The organism is Pseudoglutamicibacter cumminsii (assembly GCF_003143995.1).
GTDB classification, from domain to species: Bacteria; Actinomycetota; Actinomycetes; order Actinomycetales; family Micrococcaceae; genus Pseudoglutamicibacter; species Pseudoglutamicibacter cumminsii_B.
Genome location: NZ_QFWG01000001.1, coordinates 352,860 through 370,781 on the forward strand (window position 1 = coordinate 352,860; position 17,922 = coordinate 370,781).

General features: G+C 58.5%; 15 protein-coding genes and 3 tRNA genes. 8 read left to right on the top strand and 10 right to left on the bottom strand.

Features of this window, described 5'->3' with window-relative positions; genetic code table 11:
- Window positions 1-22: 22 nt before the first annotated feature.
- On the top strand, window positions 23-2,641 hold the full coding sequence (valS, locus tag CAY35_RS01590; RefSeq protein ID WP_109303027.1) for a valine--tRNA ligase: 2,619 nt from the start codon (window positions 23-25) through the stop codon (window positions 2,639-2,641).
- Window positions 2,642-2,774: 133 nt separating this feature from the next.
- Here valS and CAY35_RS01595 read toward each other — a convergent pair whose 3' ends face one another.
- From CAY35_RS01595 to CAY35_RS01620, 6 genes are all read right to left on the bottom strand, one after another.
- Complete coding sequence (locus CAY35_RS01595) at window positions 2,775-3,398, bottom strand: mycothiol-dependent nitroreductase Rv2466c family protein (protein WP_109303028.1); 624 nt, start codon at window positions 3,396-3,398, stop codon at window positions 2,775-2,777.
- Between the two features lie 54 nt (window positions 3,399-3,452).
- Complete coding sequence (clpX, locus tag CAY35_RS01600) at window positions 3,453-4,718, bottom strand: ATP-dependent Clp protease ATP-binding subunit ClpX (protein ID WP_109303029.1); 1,266 nt, start codon at window positions 4,716-4,718, stop codon at window positions 3,453-3,455.
- Between the two features lie 183 nt (window positions 4,719-4,901).
- Complete coding sequence (locus CAY35_RS01605; RefSeq protein WP_109303030.1) at window positions 4,902-5,558, bottom strand: ATP-dependent Clp protease proteolytic subunit; 657 nt, start codon at window positions 5,556-5,558, stop codon at window positions 4,902-4,904.
- Between the two features lie 25 nt (window positions 5,559-5,583).
- Window positions 5,584-6,177 (bottom strand): ATP-dependent Clp protease proteolytic subunit, encoded by a 594-nt coding sequence (locus tag CAY35_RS01610; RefSeq protein ID WP_109303031.1) that lies wholly within the window; start codon window positions 6,175-6,177, stop codon window positions 5,584-5,586.
- Window positions 6,178-6,436: 259 nt separating this feature from the next.
- On the bottom strand, window positions 6,437-7,765 hold the full coding sequence (tig, locus tag CAY35_RS01615; protein WP_109303032.1) for a trigger factor: 1,329 nt from the start codon (window positions 7,763-7,765) through the stop codon (window positions 6,437-6,439).
- A gap of 100 nt (window positions 7,766-7,865) precedes the next feature.
- Window positions 7,866-7,939: transfer RNA gene (locus CAY35_RS01620), tRNA-Pro, on the bottom strand.
- 281 nt (window positions 7,940-8,220) lie between these two features.
- Between CAY35_RS01620 and CAY35_RS01625 the strand changes: the two genes are divergently transcribed.
- Window positions 8,221-8,291: transfer RNA gene (locus tag CAY35_RS01625), tRNA-Gly, on the top strand.
- A gap of 134 nt (window positions 8,292-8,425) precedes the next feature.
- On the opposite strand, the gene CAY35_RS01630 is transcribed toward CAY35_RS01625, so the two are convergent.
- Complete coding sequence (locus CAY35_RS01630) at window positions 8,426-8,899, bottom strand: ribose-5-phosphate isomerase (RefSeq protein ID WP_101629404.1); 474 nt, start codon at window positions 8,897-8,899, stop codon at window positions 8,426-8,428.
- 188 nt (window positions 8,900-9,087) lie between these two features.
- On the opposite strand from CAY35_RS01630, the gene pepN reads away from it, so the two are divergent.
- The 3 genes from pepN to CAY35_RS01645 all read left to right on the top strand — a co-directional run bounded on the left by pepN (window position 9,088) and on the right by CAY35_RS01645 (window position 12,716).
- The gene (pepN, locus tag CAY35_RS01635) at window positions 9,088-11,685 is read left to right on the top strand and encodes an aminopeptidase N (protein WP_258265578.1); all 2,598 of its coding nucleotides are present in this window, start codon (window positions 9,088-9,090) and stop codon (window positions 11,683-11,685) included.
- Between the two features lie 140 nt (window positions 11,686-11,825).
- Window positions 11,826-12,224 carry an OsmC family protein gene (locus CAY35_RS01640; RefSeq protein WP_181377442.1) on the top strand — a complete coding sequence of 133 codons (399 nt, stop codon included), beginning with the start codon at window positions 11,826-11,828 and terminating at the stop codon, window positions 12,222-12,224.
- Between the two features lie 117 nt (window positions 12,225-12,341).
- Window positions 12,342-12,716, top strand: a complete 375-nt coding sequence (locus tag CAY35_RS01645) for a globin (RefSeq protein WP_101629677.1) — start codon at window positions 12,342-12,344, stop codon at window positions 12,714-12,716.
- Here the strand turns inward: CAY35_RS01645 and CAY35_RS01650 are convergent.
- Window positions 12,713-13,393 carry a hypothetical protein gene (locus tag CAY35_RS01650; RefSeq protein WP_146191890.1) on the bottom strand — a complete coding sequence of 227 codons (681 nt, stop codon included), beginning with the start codon at window positions 13,391-13,393 and terminating at the stop codon, window positions 12,713-12,715. The genes CAY35_RS01645 and CAY35_RS01650 overlap by 4 nt on opposite strands.
- A 120-nt stretch (window positions 13,394-13,513) precedes the next feature.
- Here CAY35_RS01650 and CAY35_RS01655 point away from each other — a divergent pair, with 120 nt between their 5' ends.
- Window positions 13,514-14,407: an acyl-CoA thioesterase gene (locus CAY35_RS01655; RefSeq protein WP_109303035.1), complete on the top strand. Its 894-nt coding sequence runs from the start codon at window positions 13,514-13,516 to the stop codon at window positions 14,405-14,407.
- Window positions 14,408-14,544: 137 nt separating this feature from the next.
- Here the strand turns inward: CAY35_RS01655 and ettA are convergent, their stop codons facing one another.
- Together ettA and CAY35_RS01665 are read right to left on the bottom strand one after the other, a co-directional pair.
- Window positions 14,545-16,227, bottom strand: coding sequence for an energy-dependent translational throttle protein EttA (ettA, locus tag CAY35_RS01660; RefSeq protein WP_109303077.1), 1,683 nt, complete (start codon window positions 16,225-16,227; stop codon window positions 14,545-14,547).
- 188 nt (window positions 16,228-16,415) lie between these two features.
- On the bottom strand, window positions 16,416-16,937 hold the full coding sequence (locus CAY35_RS01665; protein ID WP_109303036.1) for a single-stranded DNA-binding protein: 522 nt from the start codon (window positions 16,935-16,937) through the stop codon (window positions 16,416-16,418).
- A 185-nt stretch (window positions 16,938-17,122) separates the two neighbouring features.
- On the opposite strand from CAY35_RS01665, the gene CAY35_RS01670 reads away from it, so the two are divergent.
- Both CAY35_RS01670 and CAY35_RS01675 read left to right on the top strand, forming a co-directional pair.
- Window positions 17,123-17,196: transfer RNA gene (locus CAY35_RS01670), tRNA-Arg, on the top strand.
- A 68-nt stretch (window positions 17,197-17,264) separates the two neighbouring features.
- Complete coding sequence (locus CAY35_RS01675; protein ID WP_109303037.1) at window positions 17,265-17,921, top strand: hypothetical protein; 657 nt, start codon at window positions 17,265-17,267, stop codon at window positions 17,919-17,921.
- The last annotated feature ends 1 nt before the right edge of the window (window position 17,922 follow it).

Here is a 17,922-nt window from a genome sequence, read left to right on the forward strand (position 1 = left end):
CAATACATGGGACAATGGCGGCATGTCTGAGAATCGTCAGGGCACAGACACGCCCGCTGAAATCAATGTTCCCGACCGCCCGGCCCTCGAAGGCCTCGAAGAGAAACTCAACCAGCGTTGGGCCGAAGAAGGCACCTACCGCTACAACGAAGACACGACCCGCGCCGAGGTCTACTCGATCGACACGCCGCCTCCAACCGCTTCCGGTTCACTCCACGTAGGCCACGTTTTCTCCTACACACAGACCGACGTGCTGGCCCGCTACCAGCGAATGAACGGCAAGAACGTCTTCTACCCGATGGGTTGGGACGACAACGGCCTGCCAACCGAGCGCCGCGTACAGAACTACTACGGCGTCCGCTGCGATCCCGCAGTCCCCTACGATCCTGACTACCAGCCACCAGCCCAGCCGGCTAAGAACCAGCGCGACTGGGATGCGATCTCCCGCCACAACTTCATCGACCTGTGCCTCAAACTTTCCGAGGAAGACGAGAAAGTCTTTGAAGCACTCTTCACCCGCTTGGGCTTGTCCGTCGATTGGAACATCACGTACCGCACCATCGACGACCACTCGCGCGCGACCAGCCAGCGTGCGTTCCTTCGCGATCTGGCCGCCGGTAACGCCTACATGGCCGAAGCGCCAACGATGTGGGACGTCACCTTCCGCACCGCTGTAGCCCAGGCAGAGCTTGAAGACCGCGAAGTCGACGGCGCACAGCACCGCTTCAACTTCACCGCAGCGGATGGCCGCGGCATCGAAATCATGACGACGCGCCCTGAGCTTCTGCCGGCGTGTGTCGCTTTGGTCGCGCATCCGGACGACGAGCGCTACCAGGACCTGTTCGGGACCACCGTGACCTCGCCGCTGTTCGGCGTTGAGGTTGAGGTGCACCCTCACCCACTGGCCAAGCCGGACAAGGGTACGGGTATCGCGATGATCTGTACGTTCGGTGACGCAACCGACGTGACCTGGTGGCGCGAGCTCAACCTCCCGACCCGTTCGATTGTGGGCCGCGACGGCCGTCTGATGCGCGAAACCCCTGAGTGGATCACGTCCGAGACTGGCCGCGCCGCCTACGAAGACATGGCTGGCAAGACTATCTTCTCGGCTAAAGAATCCGTGGTTAACCAGTTGCGCGAAGCCGAGCTGTTGCTCGAAGAGCCAACCAAAATCAAGCACGCCGTCAACTTCTTCGAGAAGGGCGAACGCCCTCTCGAGATCGTGACCTCGCGCCAGTGGTACATCCGTAACGGTGGTCGCGACGCCGAACGTCGCGACGAGCTCATCGAGCGTGGCCGCGAACTCGAATGGCACCCAGGCCACATGCGCTCCCGCTACGAGAACTGGGTTGAGGGCCTCAACGGCGACTGGCTCGTTTCCCGTCAGCGTTTCTTCGGCGTGCCGTTCCCTGTCTGGTACCCAATCACTCAGGACGGCGAACCGGACTACGACAACCCGATCATCCCCGACGAGGCGCAGCTTCCAGTTGATCCGCTCGAGGATGTCCCAGCCGGCTACAGCGCGGATCAGCGCGATCAGCCGGGCGGCTTCATGGGTGACCCTGACGTGCTCGACACGTGGGCCACGTCCTCGCTGACCCCACAGATCGTTGGCAACTGGGGCGTTGATGATAAGCGTTTCCGCAACGTCTTCCCGTTCGATCTGCGTCCGCAGGGCCACGACATCATCCGTACCTGGCTGTTCTCGACCGTGGTGCGTTCGAACGCTCTTGAGGGCGTTGCACCGTGGAAGAACGCCGCCCTGTCGGGTTGGATCCTGGACCCAGATCGCAAGAAGATGTCCAAGTCCAAGGGCAACGTGGTCGTTCCAACCGAGATTCTGGACCAGTTCGGTTCCGATGCGGTGCGTTACTGGGCGGCATCTGCTCGCCTCGGAGCGGACACCGCGTATGAGGTTGGCCAGATGAAGATCGGCCGTCGCCTTGCTATCAAGCTGCTGAACGCATCGAAGTTCGCTTTGAACCTTGGCGCGGATGAGTCGCAGATTCTGCGCGGCTCCGCTGAGGTTGTCACGAACCCGTTGGACCGTTCGCTGTTGGCCCGCCTCGCGGATGTGATCGAGAAGGCGACCGCCGCGTTCGAGTCCTACGAGTACGCTCGTGCACTCGACCTCACGGAGTCGTTCTTCTGGGACTTCACCGACGACTATGTTGAGCTCATCAAGGACCGTGCATATGGCGGCCGTTCGGATGCCGAGACCGCGTCCGTCCGCGCTACGTTGGCCACAACGCTTGACGCTCTGCTCCGCTTGCTCGCGCCGTTCCAGCCGTTCGCTACCGAAGAGGTTTGGTCGTGGTGGCGTGCAGGTTCCGTTCACCGTGCGGCGTGGCCGAAGGCTGAGGATATCCGCGCAGGTCTCGCGGATGCTGATGTTGAAATCCTGCCGGCTGTCGGTGAGGCGCTCATCGGTTTGCGTAAGGCGAAGTCCGATGCGAAGGTCAAGCAGCGCACGCGTATCCTCTCTGGCACTATCACGGCTCCGGAGGTCACGATCGAGCGTGTGCGTGCGGCTCTTGAGGACTTGTCTGCCGCAACTGCCGCAGATTCCCTTGAGCTGGTCGTTGGCGGCACAGAGCTGGTTGTCTCGGATGTCGAACTCGAGAAGGCTGAGGAAGCGTGATCTAGCAGTCACCTACAGCTGAAGGGCCTCGCCACACTGAGATGTGTGGCGAGGCCCTTCAGCTTATGGGAGCTTCTTTATTGGAAACGGATCTCGTTATTTTGCAGTGCTCGCTTTAGTCTGCAGTGTTGCGTTACTCTGCAGTGCTAGGCGATTCGGTGCGGCTTCGCTTGAGCTCGAAGAAGTGCGGGTAGTTGCCCAGGGTTACTGCCGCATCGAAAATCTTCCCGGCCTCTTCACCCTTAGGAACTCGAGTGATGACAGGGCCGAAGAAGCCAACGCCGTTGAGGGCCACGATCGGAGTGCCGACGTCGTCGCCTACGAGGTCCTGTGCTTCCTTCGTGGATTCACGGAGGCGAGCGTCGAAGGCCTCATCGTCCCATGCGTCCATGAGATCAGCGTCAAGGCCAAGTTCCTTGACAGCTTCCTTGACTGCTTCATAACGGTTCTCGAGCGTGTCTACGCGACCTTGGTCGTGGTAGCGTTCACCGATTTCGGTGTACAGGTCATCGAGCACTTCCGCGCCTGCACGCTGTTCGGCTGCTGCCATGACGCGCATGGCGCCCCACGACATATCGATAATCTTGCGGTAATCCGCTGGCAGGTCGCGTCCCTCGTTGACGACACCGAGGCTGATGAACTTCCAGCGGACGTCGATGTCGCGAACCTTGGTTACTTCCTTGATCCAGCGGGACGTGACCCATGCGAACGGGCAGGACGGGTCGAGGTAGAAATCAACGGTCGTTTTCTCAGCCATACGAGACACTCTCCCACTGGGCTCTGTTTTACAAATCAGTCGGTTTTGAGAAGCCTAGGCGGACTTACGTTCTTCGATGCCTTCGCGCAAAATCAGCTGAGGTTCTTTACCATCCGTGATGACGTCCTCGGTCACGATGACCTCTTCGACATCGTGGCGGCCAGGCACCTCGAACATGATCGAACCAAGCGACTCTTCGAGAATCGAACGCAAGCCGCGCGCACCAGTTCCGCGTTCGAGAGCTAGGTCAGCGATCGCGCCCAAGGCGCCTTCCTCGAACGTGAGCCGCACGCCATCGAACATAAACATCTTCTGATACTGCTTGATCAGGGCGTTCTTCGGTTCGGTCAGAATAGAGATCAGCGCATCCCGGTCAAGGTTCTCAACCGCGGTGATAACCGGCAGACGACCAATGAACTCCGGGATCAGACCAAACTTGAGAAGATCCTCTGGTTGAACGTCGGCATAGGACACTTCGTCTTCCTTGAGCGTGGTCAGCGGGGCGCCGAAGCCAATCCCCTTCCGGCCCGCACGCGACGCGATGATGTCTTCAAGGCCTGCGAACGCACCAGCAACAATGAAGAGCACGTTCGTGGTGTCGATCTGCAGGAAGTCCTGATGCGGATGCTTACGGCCACCCTGAGGCGGAACAGATGCGACGGTGCCTTCCAAGATTTTCAGCAACGCTTGCTGAACGCCTTCACCCGAGACATCACGGGTAATCGACGGGTTCTCGGACTTACGGGAGATCTTGTCAATCTCGTCGATGTAGATGATGCCGTGCTGGGCACGCTCTACATCGAAGTCTGCAGCCTGCAAGAGCTTCAGCAGAATGTTCTCGACGTCCTCGCCGACGTAGCCCGCCTCAGTCAGGCTCGTCGCGTCAGCAACCGCGAACGGGACATTCAGGCGACGTGCAAGGGTTTGCGCCAGATAGGTTTTACCAGAGCCAGTCGGCCCGACCAGCATGATGTTGGACTTCGCGACCTCAACCTCGTCAAAGTCCTTGAGAGATTCGTGGGTAGCTGAACCGGTTCCGTTGATGCGCTTGTAGTGGTTGTAGACCGCAACGGACAGTGCGCGCTTGGCTGCTTCCTGCCCGACAACGAACTTCTCGAGGTGCTCGTAGATCTCCTGCGGGCGAGGCAACTCCATTTCCTGGGTTTCCTCAACCTCTACGCTTTCCTCTTCAATGATCTCGTTGCATACCTCGATGCAGTCATTGCAGATGTAAACGCCAGGCCCCGCGATGAGACGGCGAACCTGCTTCTGGCTCTTCCCACAGAAAGAGCATTTCAACAGATCCGTAGCTTCGCTCACGAGAACTCCTTAGAACATTCCTACGCTGGCTTCCAGCGCGCGGTTTGACTACATCCCACTCTAGGCCAGGGGTCTGACACTTATGAGCGCATGAGGCGCGTGTCCACCCTCGGATCCCCTATTCTATGGGGTACCTGGGCGAACACGCGCCTTATGCTTGGGCGGTTCTTATGCGTTTCTTAGTTATGAACGCGTCATCTTACGCGAGGTCACAACCTCGTCAATCAGACCGTATTCCTTAGCACCGGCGGCAGTCATGAACAGGTCGCGTTCAATATCCTTGTCGACCTGCTCAGAAGACTGATTCGACAGGTCTGCAAGCGTGTCAGCGAGCCACTGACGCATACGCAAGACCTCATCGGCCTGAATCTGCAGATCAGTTGCCGTGCCGCGTTCGCCGCCGCCCATCGCAGGCTGGTGAATCAGAACGCGAGCGTTCGGCAACGCAAGGCGCTTGCCTGGGGTACCAGCAGCAAGCAACACAGCTGCCGCGGAAGCTGCCTGGCCGAGGCACACCGTCTGAATCTCCGGGCGGATGAACTGCATCGTGTCGTAGATAGCGGTCATCGCGGTGAACGAGCCACCCGGCGAGTTGATGTACATCGTGATATCGCGCTCAGGGTCCATAGATTCGAGGACCAAAAGCTGAGCCATCACGTCATCGGCGGAACCGTCATCGACCTGTGCACCCAAGAAAACGATGCGGTCTTCGAACAGCTTCGCGTATGGGTCCTGGCGCTTGAAGCCGTACGGCGTACGTTCCTCGAACTGTGGGAGGATGTAGCGGTTTTCTGGAAGGTTGCCCGCTGCCCCAGAGAAGTTCTGTGGATCAAAGTTCATGAGTTCTCCTTAGAAGACGTTGGGCTTAGTTCTGGACGCCGCCGGTGCCGGTCACGGACGATGCGTTCACAGCGATGTGGTCGAAGAAACCGTATTCCTTGCCTTCTTCCGCAGTGAACCAGGAGTCGCGCTCGTTGTCCTTGAGGATGCGCTCGAGTGGCTGGCCGGTCTGCTCCGCGGTGAGTTCGCTCATGACCTTCTTCATGTGCAGAATCAGCTGAGCCTGAATGCGGATGTCCGATGCGGTGCCGCCGATGCCGCCGGATGGCTGGTGCATCAGGATGCGGGCGTTAGGGGTTGCGTAGCGCTTACCCTTGGTTCCGGAGGACAGCAAGAACTGGCCCATGGAAGCTGCGAGGCCGGTAGCGACAGTCACGACGTCGTTCGGGATGAACTGCATCGTGTCGTAGATTGCCATGCCTGCGGTGATCGAGCCGCCAGGTGAGTTGATGTACAGGTAGATGTCTGCTTCAGGGTCTTCTGCCGAAAGAAGCAGCAGCTGGGAGCAGATCGTGTTCGCGATCTTGTCTTCAACCTGGCTGCCGAGCCAGATGATGCGTTCCTTCAGCAGGCGCTTGTAGATGTAATCTTCCTGCAGTGCCGGGTCCACGGAGGACATGCTCGGCGTTTCAGAGCTCGTCATAATTCTCCCTCTCTGTGAGGTCCTCAAAATCAGACCCGAAACGGGTCTACATGAATTGCTTGCTAACGACATTACATAGGGGGTCGTTTCTAGTTAGCGGGAAAACGGCGTGTTTCGCTCACGGCGTGAGTTCGCTCGCTGTGAGCGGACATCGAAGAGATATCGCCGAAGCCTTAATGCGGATGTGGCCCCGCTAGATGATCTAGCGGGGCCACATGTAAGCCTTCAAGAAGAATTAGTTCTCTTCGGTTGCTTCCTCAGAATCCTGTTCGCCTTCTGGGGTCACGAACGCTGCAAGGTCAACTTCCTTGCCGTCGGTGTCCTTGACCTTAGCGACTTCGAGGACCTTTGCGAGAGCCTTACGGCGGCGTACTTCACCGACGACCGACTCGATCTGGCCACCCTGGCCAAGCATCTGCATAAACTGCTGTGGGTCCATGCCGTACTGCTGCGAAGTCTGGAAGATGTACTCGAGCAGTTCGTTCTGCTCGACACTAATTTCCTCGGCTTCTGCGATCTTGTCGAGGACGATCTCGGCGCGGAAAGCCTTCTCGGTGTTCTCGCGAACTTCCTTGCGGTGCTCCTCGGTGTCGTGATCCTCGTCCTGGTTCGCACCGTTGAAGTGAGCCTCTACCTGCTCCTCGATGATGCCTTCTGGAAGAGCGACCTCGACCTTCTCCAGGAGAGCGTCGAGTGCCTTGTCGCGAGCTTCAACGCCCTGCTGGATAACGGCATCCTTCTCAGCGCCTTCACGCAGGGAAGCACGAAGCTCTTCGATCGTGTCAAACTCAGAAGCCAACTGCGCGAACTCGTCGTCAGCCTCTGGGAGCTCGCGCTCCTTGACCGCGGTCAGGGTGACCTTGACGGTTGCGTCCTCACCCGAGTGCTCGCCACCGGCAAGCTTGGTTTCGAACGCAGCGTCTTCATCAGCGGACAGGCCGATCAGTGCCTCGTCGATGCCTTCGAGCATCGTGCCGGAACCGATCTCGTAAGACAGGCCGGTTGCCTCGTCAACGGTCTCACCGTCGATGGAAGCGGTGATGTCGATCGTCGTGAAGTCGCCATCCTTAGCCGGGCGGTCAACGGACTTGAGCGTGCCGAAGCGGCCGCGTAGCTCGTCGAGAGCCTTCTCAACGTCTTCGTCCGAGGCTTCGCGTGGCTCGACCGTGAGTTCGAGGCCCTCGTAGTCTGGCAGCTCGATCTCTGGGCGTGCCTCAACGGTGATGGTCAGGGAGACGTCAGCTTCTTTGTCAGCCTCGTTGAGGGACGGAGCCTGGTGAACTTCAACCTCAGGGCGTGCCAGAGGTACAACGCCAGTCTCACCGAGGGCCTGCTGGTAGTAGGAGTCCAGCTGGCTGTTGAGCGCGTTCTCTACAACGTATTCACGGCCTACACGCTGGTCGATCATCACTGCAGGAACCTTGCCGCGGCGGAAACCAGGAACCTGGATCTGCTTAGCAACTTCCTTGTAAGAGGCGTCCAGGGCCGGCTTGAAGTCGGCAAATGGGACCTCGATGTTCAGCTTGACCCGGGTGGGCGTCACACGCTCGAGCGAGGTTTTCACTATGCTGATGCTCCTGACGTCTAGTCAATTATGAAAGTGATTCAAGTAAGGCCCGCCGTCCGAAGAATCGGCTGGCGGGCCTTACAAGATAGTGAAAGAGTCGGGATGACAGGATTTGAACCTGCGACTTCACGCTCCCAAAGCGCGCGCTCTACCAAGCTGAGCTACATCCCGGAACAGGCACCGATCTATCTAAGCACATCTCTGCGCCAAAACGAAATCGTACCCTATTCTCGATTGATCCTCGAAGTTGATGCTGTGGAGCGCTGCTCCCCTGTCCGCTTCAGGACCAGTGATCACTGTATACGACGATTTTGATTTTGCGAAATCCGCCGTTTCCTACCGTGTGTCTTGCTCTGACTGCACCCGAAATACAGCAGCGGAAGTGTGCAAAATTTTGGTGAACTCGCAGTCGCTGTTAGAGTGGTTCAGGTCGCTTCACCGAGGCGAACGATGCGGGTGTAGCTTAATGGTAAAGCCCTTGCCTTCCAAGCAAGTTACGCGAGTTCGATTCTCGTCACCCGCTCTGGAATAAAAAGTATTCGCCCGGAACGCAAACAAGCGTTCCGGGCGAATACTTTTAACTGCGGATACTTTTAGCTGCGGATCGTTTTACCCGCAGTCAGAAGCGTCTGACATCAGATCTGCAGTGCTCCATCGCTACATCTGAATTTCGCCGGTGGTTTCGTAGGTGCCGATCTTGCCGATACGGCGGACGTGACGCTCGTCGCCTGGGAAAGGCTCCGCGATGAACGTACGGATGAGTTCAGTAGCTTCCTCAACGGAATGCTGACGGCCACCAACAGCGACAACGTTCGCGTTGTTGTGTTCACGCGCAAGCTTCGCAGTCTCTTCGTTCCAGACGAGCGCCGCACGAATGCCTTTAACCTTGTTCGCCGCGATCTGCTCGCCGTTACCCGAGCCGCCCAATACGATCCCTAGCGACTCCACACCTTTCTCCCAGTCATCAGCCACAGCAACTGCAGCGTTGATGCAGAATCCTGGGTAGTCATCGAGCGGATCGTACTCCTGCGGACCGTGGTCAATGACTTCGTGACCGTCCTCCCCCAGAACCTTGATCAGGTGGTGGCTCAGTTCGAGTCCAGCGTGATCTGTAGCGATGTGGATGCGCACAATTCCTCCATGGCAACGTGTTCGATAGTCTCCACGGTTTATTCTAGGCAAGAAACACGTCTTCACACCTGGTCAGAATGCACCTCGAGTGGGAAACTGTTCAAAGATGCCTTGAGATCAGATGCATTGAGATCATGAGTCTGCGTGGTCAAAGCGCTGAAAGAATCAAACATTAGAGGAGAAAAGCTGTGCCCGGAATTAATCTCACCCGCGACGAAGCGATGGAACGCTCACGTCAGCTAGTGGCCCAGACCTCGCACATTCACCTTGATCTCACAACCGGTAGCGAAACCTTCCGCACTAAAGCCACCATCACATTCCGGGCGAAGCCGGGTGCTACCTCGTTTATCGATGCGATCACCGAGCGCATCCACTCCATCAACCTCAACGGTCAGCAGCTCGACCCGGCCACGCACGCAGACGAATTCCGCATTCAGCTTCCTGGCCTGAAGTCTGAGAACGTGTTGGAGATCGACGCGGATTTCCGTTACTCCTCTACCGGTGAAGGCCTCCACCGTTTCGTCGACCCAGTCGATGGCGAGGTCTACCTTTACACCCAGTTCGAAGTGCTAGACGCCCGCCGCGTCTTCCCTACCTTCGAACAGCCTGACCTCAAACAAGCCTTCAGCTTCACAGTCGACGCTCCAGCGCACTGGACTGTCATTTCCAACCAACCAGCCCCGAAGCCTCAGCCGCTACCGGCTGAACACGCCGCAGAAACCGACACCGACGTCGCGCGCTGGGTCTTCCCACCCACGCCACGCATCTCTTCCTACATCACGGCGATCGTCGCCGGGCCTTATGAAGGCACCACCGACGTCTATAGGGCCGAAGACGGGCGTACCGTTCCGCTTGGCGTGTACTCCCGCGCATCGCTCGCGAAATACGTGGATGCCGATAACCTCTTCGCAACCACGAAGGACGGTTTCAAGTTCTTCGAAGAACAGTTCGGCACCCCGTACCCGTTCACCAAATACGATCAGATTTTCGTGCCAGACTTCAATGCTGGTGCCATGGAGAACGCCGGTTGCGTCACGATCCTCGAAGACTATGTGTTCCGTTCCAAGGTCACCGGTGCGCTGAGGGAACGCCGGGACATCACCGTCCTCCACGAGCTAGCTCACATGTGGTTCGGGGACCTCGTGACGATGCGCTGGTGGGATGACCTGTGGCTCAACGAATCCTTCGCAGAGTTCATGTCGCATCTGTGCGCTGTTGAAACCGGAGTGTCCCCGCATGCGTGGACGACCTTCGCCGCCTCGGAGAAGACGTGGGCATACGCTCAAGATCAGTTGCCGACTACCCACCCGATCACCGCTGACATGGTGGATCTCGATGCGGTCAACGCGAATTTCGACGGCATCACTTACGCAAAGGGCGCCGCAGTTCTACGGCAGCTCGTGGCCTGGGTTGGTCAGGAATCCTTCATGGAGGGTGTACGCGGTTACCTCGCGGAAAACGCGTGGGGCAACGCTGAGCTCAAGGACCTTCTTGGTCACCTCGAGAAAGCTTCTGGCCGTGACCTGAGTGGCTGGTCCCAGCAATGGTTGGAGACGTGCGGGGTCAACACCCTCAGCGTGGATTATGACATCGATGAAGACGGCTACCTTACTGACTTCACCGTGACACAAACCGCCTGCGACGAGCATCCGCACCTGCGCAAGCAACACATCAAGGTCGCTTTCTACACATTCGACGGGTCGAATAAGCTCGATCGCGACCTGGTCCTCGACGTCGATATCGACGGCGAGACAACGGTCGTCGACCAAGCCCAGCGAGTGCCAACGCCGGACCTTGTTCTGTTGAACCATGGCGACCTGGGCTTCGCGAAAATCAGGTTGGACTCGACTTCGCTCGAAACCGTTATCCAGCACTTGTCTGGTTTGGAAGATCCGCTCGACCGAGTTGTTGTGTGGTCAGCCCTATGGGACGCAACCCGCGATGGCGTGCTCCCGGCTACCACGTTCGTCGACACCGTCTTGACGCACCTCCCGGCAGAAACCGACGCTACCCTTGCCAACCTCTTGCTTCGCCAGCTTGAGTATGCACTCAAGCACTACGTGCGCCCAGCGAAAGCAGAAACAATGCTTCAACGTGCTGGCAACGTCTTGTGGGGCGCCGCCCAAGAAGCCGCGAGCGGAAGCGACATGCAATTCCAGCTCGTCAACGTATTCGCTCGCCTAGCTAACAGCGATGTTCAGCTCGGCATTATTGAAGACCTCCGGAGCGGCGAAACCTCGCTATCGGGTCTCGAGATCGATCAAGACCTTTCGTGGAATCTACTGATCTCGCTCGCAGCTGGTGGGCGCATCGGCGAAGCAGAAATCGACGCCGAGCACGCGAAAGACACCTCCGCTAACGGCGCGATCAGCGCACACACCGCCAAGGCCGCGCTACCAACGCGAGAGGCCAAGCAGGAAGCGTGGGATGCGATGGTCAACGAGCAATCGCTCACGAACACCCTGCAACGCGCTGTGATTCAGGGCTTCAACCGTTGCCAGGACGAGCAGCTCTTGGCTCCATACGCAGAGCTTTACTTCGAGAATCTTGCATCGATGTGGGACGAAGCCAGCTACGAGATGTCCCAGCGTCTCGTAACAGGCCTTTACCCGTACTTCGTGGCGACTACCGAAACCGTCGAGGCTACAACCCACGCGATCGAAACCCTCGCAGCTGACAAGCCAGGGCTCAAGCGACCTCTTCTCGAAGCCCGGGACGGACTCGAGCGCATCATTGCCGCGCGCAAAGCTGACGAGGCCGCAAACCCAGCAAAGGCAACGTCCTGAGGCCGCATATTTTCCGTGTAAGCGTTTCGTGGGAGGTCGGCGACGGTGAGCCGACCACCTCCCTGCGCGCTTTCCCGCGTGATTCGGTAGCGACCACCCCGGGGATCGGGGCGCAAACCAGTTCCCCACCGAATACTCGCGTGGGACTCGAGGTATCAGCCGCCAAAGCCTTCTTCGGGGACCCCAGCAAGTGGAATCCCGAGACGCTCTTGCTTGCCGCGCTCGGTCAATGCCACCTGCTGTCATTCCTGCGTGCCGCAGGCGTCCGAGGGTACGAAGTTGCGCAAGCCACTATCGATGTCAGCGGCGAGCTAACGCTCTCCTCCGACGGGTCAGGCCACTTTACGTTCATCGAGATACAGCCTTCAAGTAGCATTTCAGGGCTGGATCCAGAAGCCCACGCGGAAACCTACTCCGAGCTTCACGAGCAAGCGCATACCTGGTGCTTCATTGCCAACAGCATCTCGTGCGAGATCGCTGTCCATCCCGATACCGGCGTCGAGTGCGCGAACTCTGAAGACGCTGACGCCACCACTTGAGAGAATGCAGTTATGCAGATGAACGAAAAACCTACCCCTGGCGTTGAACAGCGAGAATTCAAAGGCGCAATTCCATTGGGAAACGTGCGCCCAGCGAGCCTCAACAGCACCGAAGCCATGGTCGGTAGCGTGTATCACCAGCTCGGGGAACAAAAATTCGTGGACCTCGTGGCGGCCTTCTATCGTGGGGTCGCACAAGACGACGTCCTCAGGGCCGAATACCCTGAAGAAGACTTAGGACCAGCAGAAATCCGTTTGCGGATGTTCCTGATCCAGTACTTCGGCGGCCCGAGCACCTACTCGGAACACCGCGGCCACCCGCGACTTCGTGCCCGCCACTTCGCGTTCAAGGTCAACCGAGACACCCGCGATCGCTGGCTCAAGCACATGCGAGCCGCGATGGATGAAGTTTCTTTACCGCCCGCTATCGATGCGTTGATGTGGGACTATTTTGAGCGCGCTGCCACCGCGATGCTCAACACCGCCGATTAGCTCAACCCAGCACGGTAGAGAAGAGTTCCGCCGTGGCACGACAACCGACGCCACATCCCCGAGGTGAAGACGCGCGAACGCTGGCCCTGCGCCACAAACCCTAACGCCTGGGCGGTAAACGCCGCCCCCGCAAGCATGGGAGCCAGATGATCATCCTGCGGAACCACACCTAACTCGCCCAACGTCTGACCCCACACAGCATTCCGTGCCTGCACGACAACCGGCTGGCCAGGATGATCAGGCAACGAATCATTCACGATCCGGGCAACCTCAGCCCCCGCGTCGTACACCGCATCATCAACGACCGTGCCGCCAGGTTCCCACTGCGCCTGCAACGGAACCAGCGACGTCCAAGGAGCGTTCACACGCTGTGGCGGAACCCGCAATTGACCCCGCCCCGCATTCACGGCCCTAGGCATACGGTCACGCAACTCAGCCAACGGGACCACAACATCGAGCAACTCAGTCTGCTGCGTCAACCGCACACCACGCTGCGCGATGATGACCGGCGCCGGGTCCGTCAACATCAGCGGGAACGAGAACGCCGTATGCAGCGCAGCCACCCGCCCACGAGCAACAATCCGGCACACGCCGTCGCGGATACCTGCCGACCTCTTGAGAAAGGTATCAACATCGTGAAGGTCGGTCGCATCAGACAAAATCAAACTATTGGCCACCCTCCTAGTGTGCCAGGGGCGTCGGACACACACTGTGCCAGGGGCCGTGAACACTCAGCTTCCAGCTATGATCTGAACAACAGCTTTCATCAAGACCACCACTATGGAGGGTCATACTTCATGACATCGCCAACTGATGTGCTCAAGAACCTTCTGGACCTCACCGAACCTGGCGCCCAGACGCACGAAATTATCTCAGTGGGACACACACCTAAAGTGGGGCCGGCCCGTGTTTACGGCGGTCAGGTTTTAGGTCAGGCTGTTGTCGCGGCGCAGCGTACCGTTGCCGATGACCGGCCAATCCATTCGCTGCATGGCTACTTCCTGCGCCCAGGCGATCCCCAGAAGCCCATCACTTACGGCGTTGCCGAGCTGCGTGACGGCCGTTCATTCAGCGCGCGTCGAGTCAACGCGTATCAGGATGGTAAGCCGATCCTTTCGATGTCGGCCTCTTTCCAGACTCCGGGGTCCGGGCCTTTGTTCCAGGACACGATGCCCGAGGGCGTTCCAGCTCCTGAGGACGTCCCTACGTTGGATGAGGAGCTCGCACATATCGACCATCCGTTGAAGGACATGGTTACTAAGTACCGGCCTTTCGACCTCCGGTATCCGGGCGGTTCTTTGTATGTTCAACCAGCTGAGCCTCCGGAGCGCCATCTGGTCTGGATGAAGACTCGCGCGGATCTTCCTGATGATCCGCTCCTGCATCGGGCGGCGTTGGCGTTCGCTTCCGACTTCACGCAGGTTGAGACGGCGCTGCGCCGCATGGGTGTTTCATGGGTTGGTCTCGACCGACTTGGAGCTTCGTACGCGAGCCTGGACCATTCGATGTGGTGGCATCGTGACGCACGTGTGGATGAGTGGTTGCTGTTCGACCATCACGCTACGACTGCGCAGGATGGCCGTAGTCTGATCCGTTCTTCTATTTTCAACCGCGAGGGCCAGTTGGTCGCGTCGGTTGTTCAGGAGGCCATGATTCGTTTGCCTGAAGATCAGGAATATCCTCTGGCTTAGCGAATATCCGCTGACCTAGCCACAACGAATATGTTGCAGGCTTCTTCGCAAGACAATTATTAACGTTGGCGGGCCCACACCGTGAAGTGTGGGCCCGCCAGTGTTTATGGTTTCGCGGACGTTAGCCGCGGAGCGTGTTAGTCGCGGGTGAGGCGACGGTGCGTCACGCGGGTTGGACGTGCGGCCTCTGGGCCGAGACGCTCAACCTTGTTCTTCTCGTAGTCCTCGAAGTTACCCTCGAACCAGTACCAGTTTGCTGGGTCTTCGTCGGTGCCTTCGTAGGCGAGAATGTGGGTTGCAACGCGGTCGAGGAACCAGCGGTCGTGGGAAATAACCACTGCACAGCCAGGGAAGTTCTCGAGAGCGTTTTCCAGCGAACCGAGGGTTTCGACGTCGAGGTCGTTGGTCGGCTCGTCAAGGAGCAACAGGTTACCGCCCTGTTTGAGGGTCAGCGCGAGGTTGAGGCGGTTACGCTCACCACCGGAGAGCACACCAGACTTCTTCTGCTGATCCGGGCCCTTGAAACCAAACGCGGATACGTAGGCCCGCGATGGCATCTCGACTTCACCAACGTTGATGTAGTCGCGGCCGTCGGAGACGACTTCCCACACGGACTTCTCTGGGTCGATGCCAGCGCGGTTCTGGTCAACGTACGCGAGCTTGACGGTTTCGCCGACCTTGAGCGAACCTTCGTCGATCTCTTCGAGTCCAACAATGCACTTGAACAGTGTCGACTTACCGACACCATTCGGGCCGATCACACCGACGATGCCGTTACGTGGCAACGTGAAAGACAAGTCGTGGAACAGCGTGCGCTCGTCGAAGCCCTTCTTGATGTCGTTGGCTTCGAGTACCAGGGTGCCCAGACGTGGGCCGGGTGGGATCTGGATCTCTTCGAAGTCGAGCTTACGCATCTTCTCGGCTTCGGCAGCCATCTCTTCATAGCGGGCCAGACGTGCCTTCTGCTTCGACTGACGGCCCTTCGTGTTGGTGCGAACCCATTCGAGTTCGTCCTGGAGGCGCTTAGCGAGTTTAGCGTCCTTCTTACCCTGGACCTCGAGGCGGTCACGCTTCTTCTCGAGGTAGGTCGAGTAGTTGCCTTCGTATGGGATCAGGCGGCCGCGGTCGACTTCTGCGATCCACTCTGCGACGTGGTCGAGGAAGTAACGGTCGTGGGTCACCGCAAGAACAGCGCCAGGATACGACTTGAGGTGCTGCTCGAGCCACAGCACAGACTCCGCGTCCAGGTGGTTAGTCGGCTCGTCCAGCAACAGCAGGTCAGGCTTCTGAAGCAGGAGCTTACACAGAGCAACGCGGCGACGCTCACCACCAGAAAGGTGGGTTACGTCTGCATCCGCTGGTGGCAGCTGAAGCGCGTCCATAGCCTGTTCGAGCTGCGAGTCAATGTCCCACGCATCAGCCGCATCGATATCTGCTTGGAGTGAACCCATCTCTTCAAGGAGGGCATCGAAATCAGCGTCAGGCTGGGTCATCTCTTCAGAGATCTGGTTGTAGCGCTGAAGCTTCTCGTAGATCTCGCCAACGCCTTCCTGGACGTTACCCAGGACGCTCTTCTCTTCGTTGAGAGGCGGTTCCTGCAACAGGATGCCCACGGTATAGCCGGGGCTCAGGCGGGCTTCGCCGTTGGATGGCTGATCAAGGCCCGCCATGATCTTCAGGATCGTGGACTTACCGGCACCGTTCGGGCCGACAACGCCAATCTTTGCGCCCGGGTAGAACGACATGCTGACATCGTCAAGAATGACTTTGTCGCCCACCGCTTTACGGGCTTTGACCATGGTGTAGATGAACTCCGCCATGTTTCCTTTCGGTTGCTGCTCCGCCACAAGAAAACACATCCTGGGCGCGCGGACAGGGCCGCGTTTGGCCAAGGTCCATTCTAGTCCCCCAGCTACGGCCCTGTCGCACTGTACCTTGGCACGCGTGCCTTGAGCAGCGTCCGCGTCGCTCTGTACGCTGCGCATCGACAGAATCGCGCCACAAAGCGTCAAGCAGTCAGGCGTGCCGTAGCGTCATCATCCGCGTCGTCTTCCACGAGAGTCGTGGCTCCGAAATCATCGAGACCTTCGACTACAGCGGAGAAGGAGTCCGCACCCGCACTTGATGAGTGGCCGTGGTCTTCCCCGTTGTTGGCGTCGGCGTTGCGCTTTGCCTGAGAGGTGCGCACATACGTCGCCGTACCAAACAAAAGATCTGGACCAACCGCATCCGCTAAGACTTCGACAGCGGTTCCCGTGCTGTTGTCTTCCCGCGTGTATTGACGCACCTTGAGCCGTCCAGAAACCATGACGCGGTCGCCTTTAGATAGCGAGCACATCACGTTAGACCCCAAGTCACGGAATGCGGATACCGAATACCAGTTGATGCCGGTTTCTTCCCATTCCTGGGTCTCGCGGTTGAAACGAGACTCAGGGCACCCCATACGGAAAGAGGCGACCTTGAAGTTGTCGTGGTGCTTGAGTTGAATCTCGGTTGCTACGAATCCTCGTAGTGTCACGTAATCGCTCATCGTGCGCTCCTTACTCTCGTCAGCTGGTTTATGAGCTCTTGCAGTTCCAGCCTCACGAAAACACGGTTCAGAAAGACGCACACGTCCGAATATGTGGATGAAGCCCAGTGAGTTGGGCGATGTGAACAATGGATCTACCCGTTATGCTGAGATGGTTGCCTCTATATCAGCCTCTGAGGCATCCGGCCTCCGTAGCTCAGTTGGATAGAGCAGCAGACTTCTAATCTGCCGGTCGCGCGTTCGAGTCGCGCCGGGGGCGCTAGCACAATGCTTGAACTGGCACCTGCTAACCGCAGTTTTGGTTCTGTATGAGACAGGGAAGGGACCATGAAGCAGCACAACAGCGATAACGTATCGTTCAACGGTGGCGCATCCGAGAACGCATCGGACAGCCACCATGACTTCCACACCTCTCCCCTGGACAGTCGCGGCAATTTCGTTGCCCACGACAACACACTCCCTGACGATGCTGTGCTCACGTTTGAGGGCCGCAACAACCGCGTCGTCATCGACGGCTCGGTCCCACTGACTGGTTTGAAGGCTCACTTCCTGGGCGATAACGGCCAGCTTGTGATCGGTTCGAGCGATCACGGCCTCAACATCGAGGTTGTTGTCGCCGAGAACGCGAACGTGGTCATCGGTGAGAACGTCGCAACCGATGGCGCCCTCACGATCAATACTGTGCCGGAAGCGCGTGTAGCTATCGGTTCAGGATGCTATTTCCGTGCGGAGGCTTCGATTGATGCCGATGCGGCTGCCTCGCTCGATGCCTCGAGCGAGAGTGTCGTCACGATCGAAGACCGTGTTCTGGTCACGGGATCGGCTATTCAGTTGCGCGCAGGCGCGCACGTCGGCGCAGGGAGCGTCCTCGAGATGACCCCGATCGTTGACGAGGCCATCCCTGAGTCGTCGCTGGTTCGCGGTCTCCCCGCGACCGTGGTTCGCAAGGCCAGCTGGTCCCGCGAGCACTTGCCGCGCGGCTAAC

What these genes read in the sequence shown, in the direction of transcription:
- CAY35_RS01595 (WP_109303028.1), bottom strand. Translation starts at nt 3,398, where the DNA reads ATGGCTGAGAAAACGACCGTTGATTTCTACCTCGACCCGTCCTGCCCG.
- CAY35_RS01665 (WP_109303036.1), bottom strand. Translation starts at nt 16,937, where the DNA reads ATGAGCGATTACGTGACACTACGAGGATTCGTAGCAACCGAGATTCAA.
- CAY35_RS01610 (WP_109303031.1), bottom strand. Translation starts at nt 6,177, where the DNA reads ATGTCCTCCGTGGACCCGGCACTGCAGGAAGATTACATCTACAAGCGC.
- ettA (WP_109303077.1), bottom strand. Translation starts at nt 16,227, where the DNA reads ATGGCGGAGTTCATCTACACCATGGTCAAAGCCCGTAAAGCGGTGGGC.
- CAY35_RS01655 (WP_109303035.1), top strand. Translation starts at nt 13,514, where the DNA reads ATGACATCGCCAACTGATGTGCTCAAGAACCTTCTGGACCTCACCGAA.
- valS (WP_109303027.1), top strand. Translation starts at nt 23, where the DNA reads ATGTCTGAGAATCGTCAGGGCACAGACACGCCCGCTGAAATCAATGTT.
- CAY35_RS01675 (WP_109303037.1), top strand. Translation starts at nt 17,265, where the DNA reads ATGAAGCAGCACAACAGCGATAACGTATCGTTCAACGGTGGCGCATCC.
- CAY35_RS01645 (WP_101629677.1), top strand. Translation starts at nt 12,342, where the DNA reads ATGGTCGGTAGCGTGTATCACCAGCTCGGGGAACAAAAATTCGTGGAC.
- CAY35_RS01605 (WP_109303030.1), bottom strand. Translation starts at nt 5,558, where the DNA reads ATGAACTTTGATCCACAGAACTTCTCTGGGGCAGCGGGCAACCTTCCA.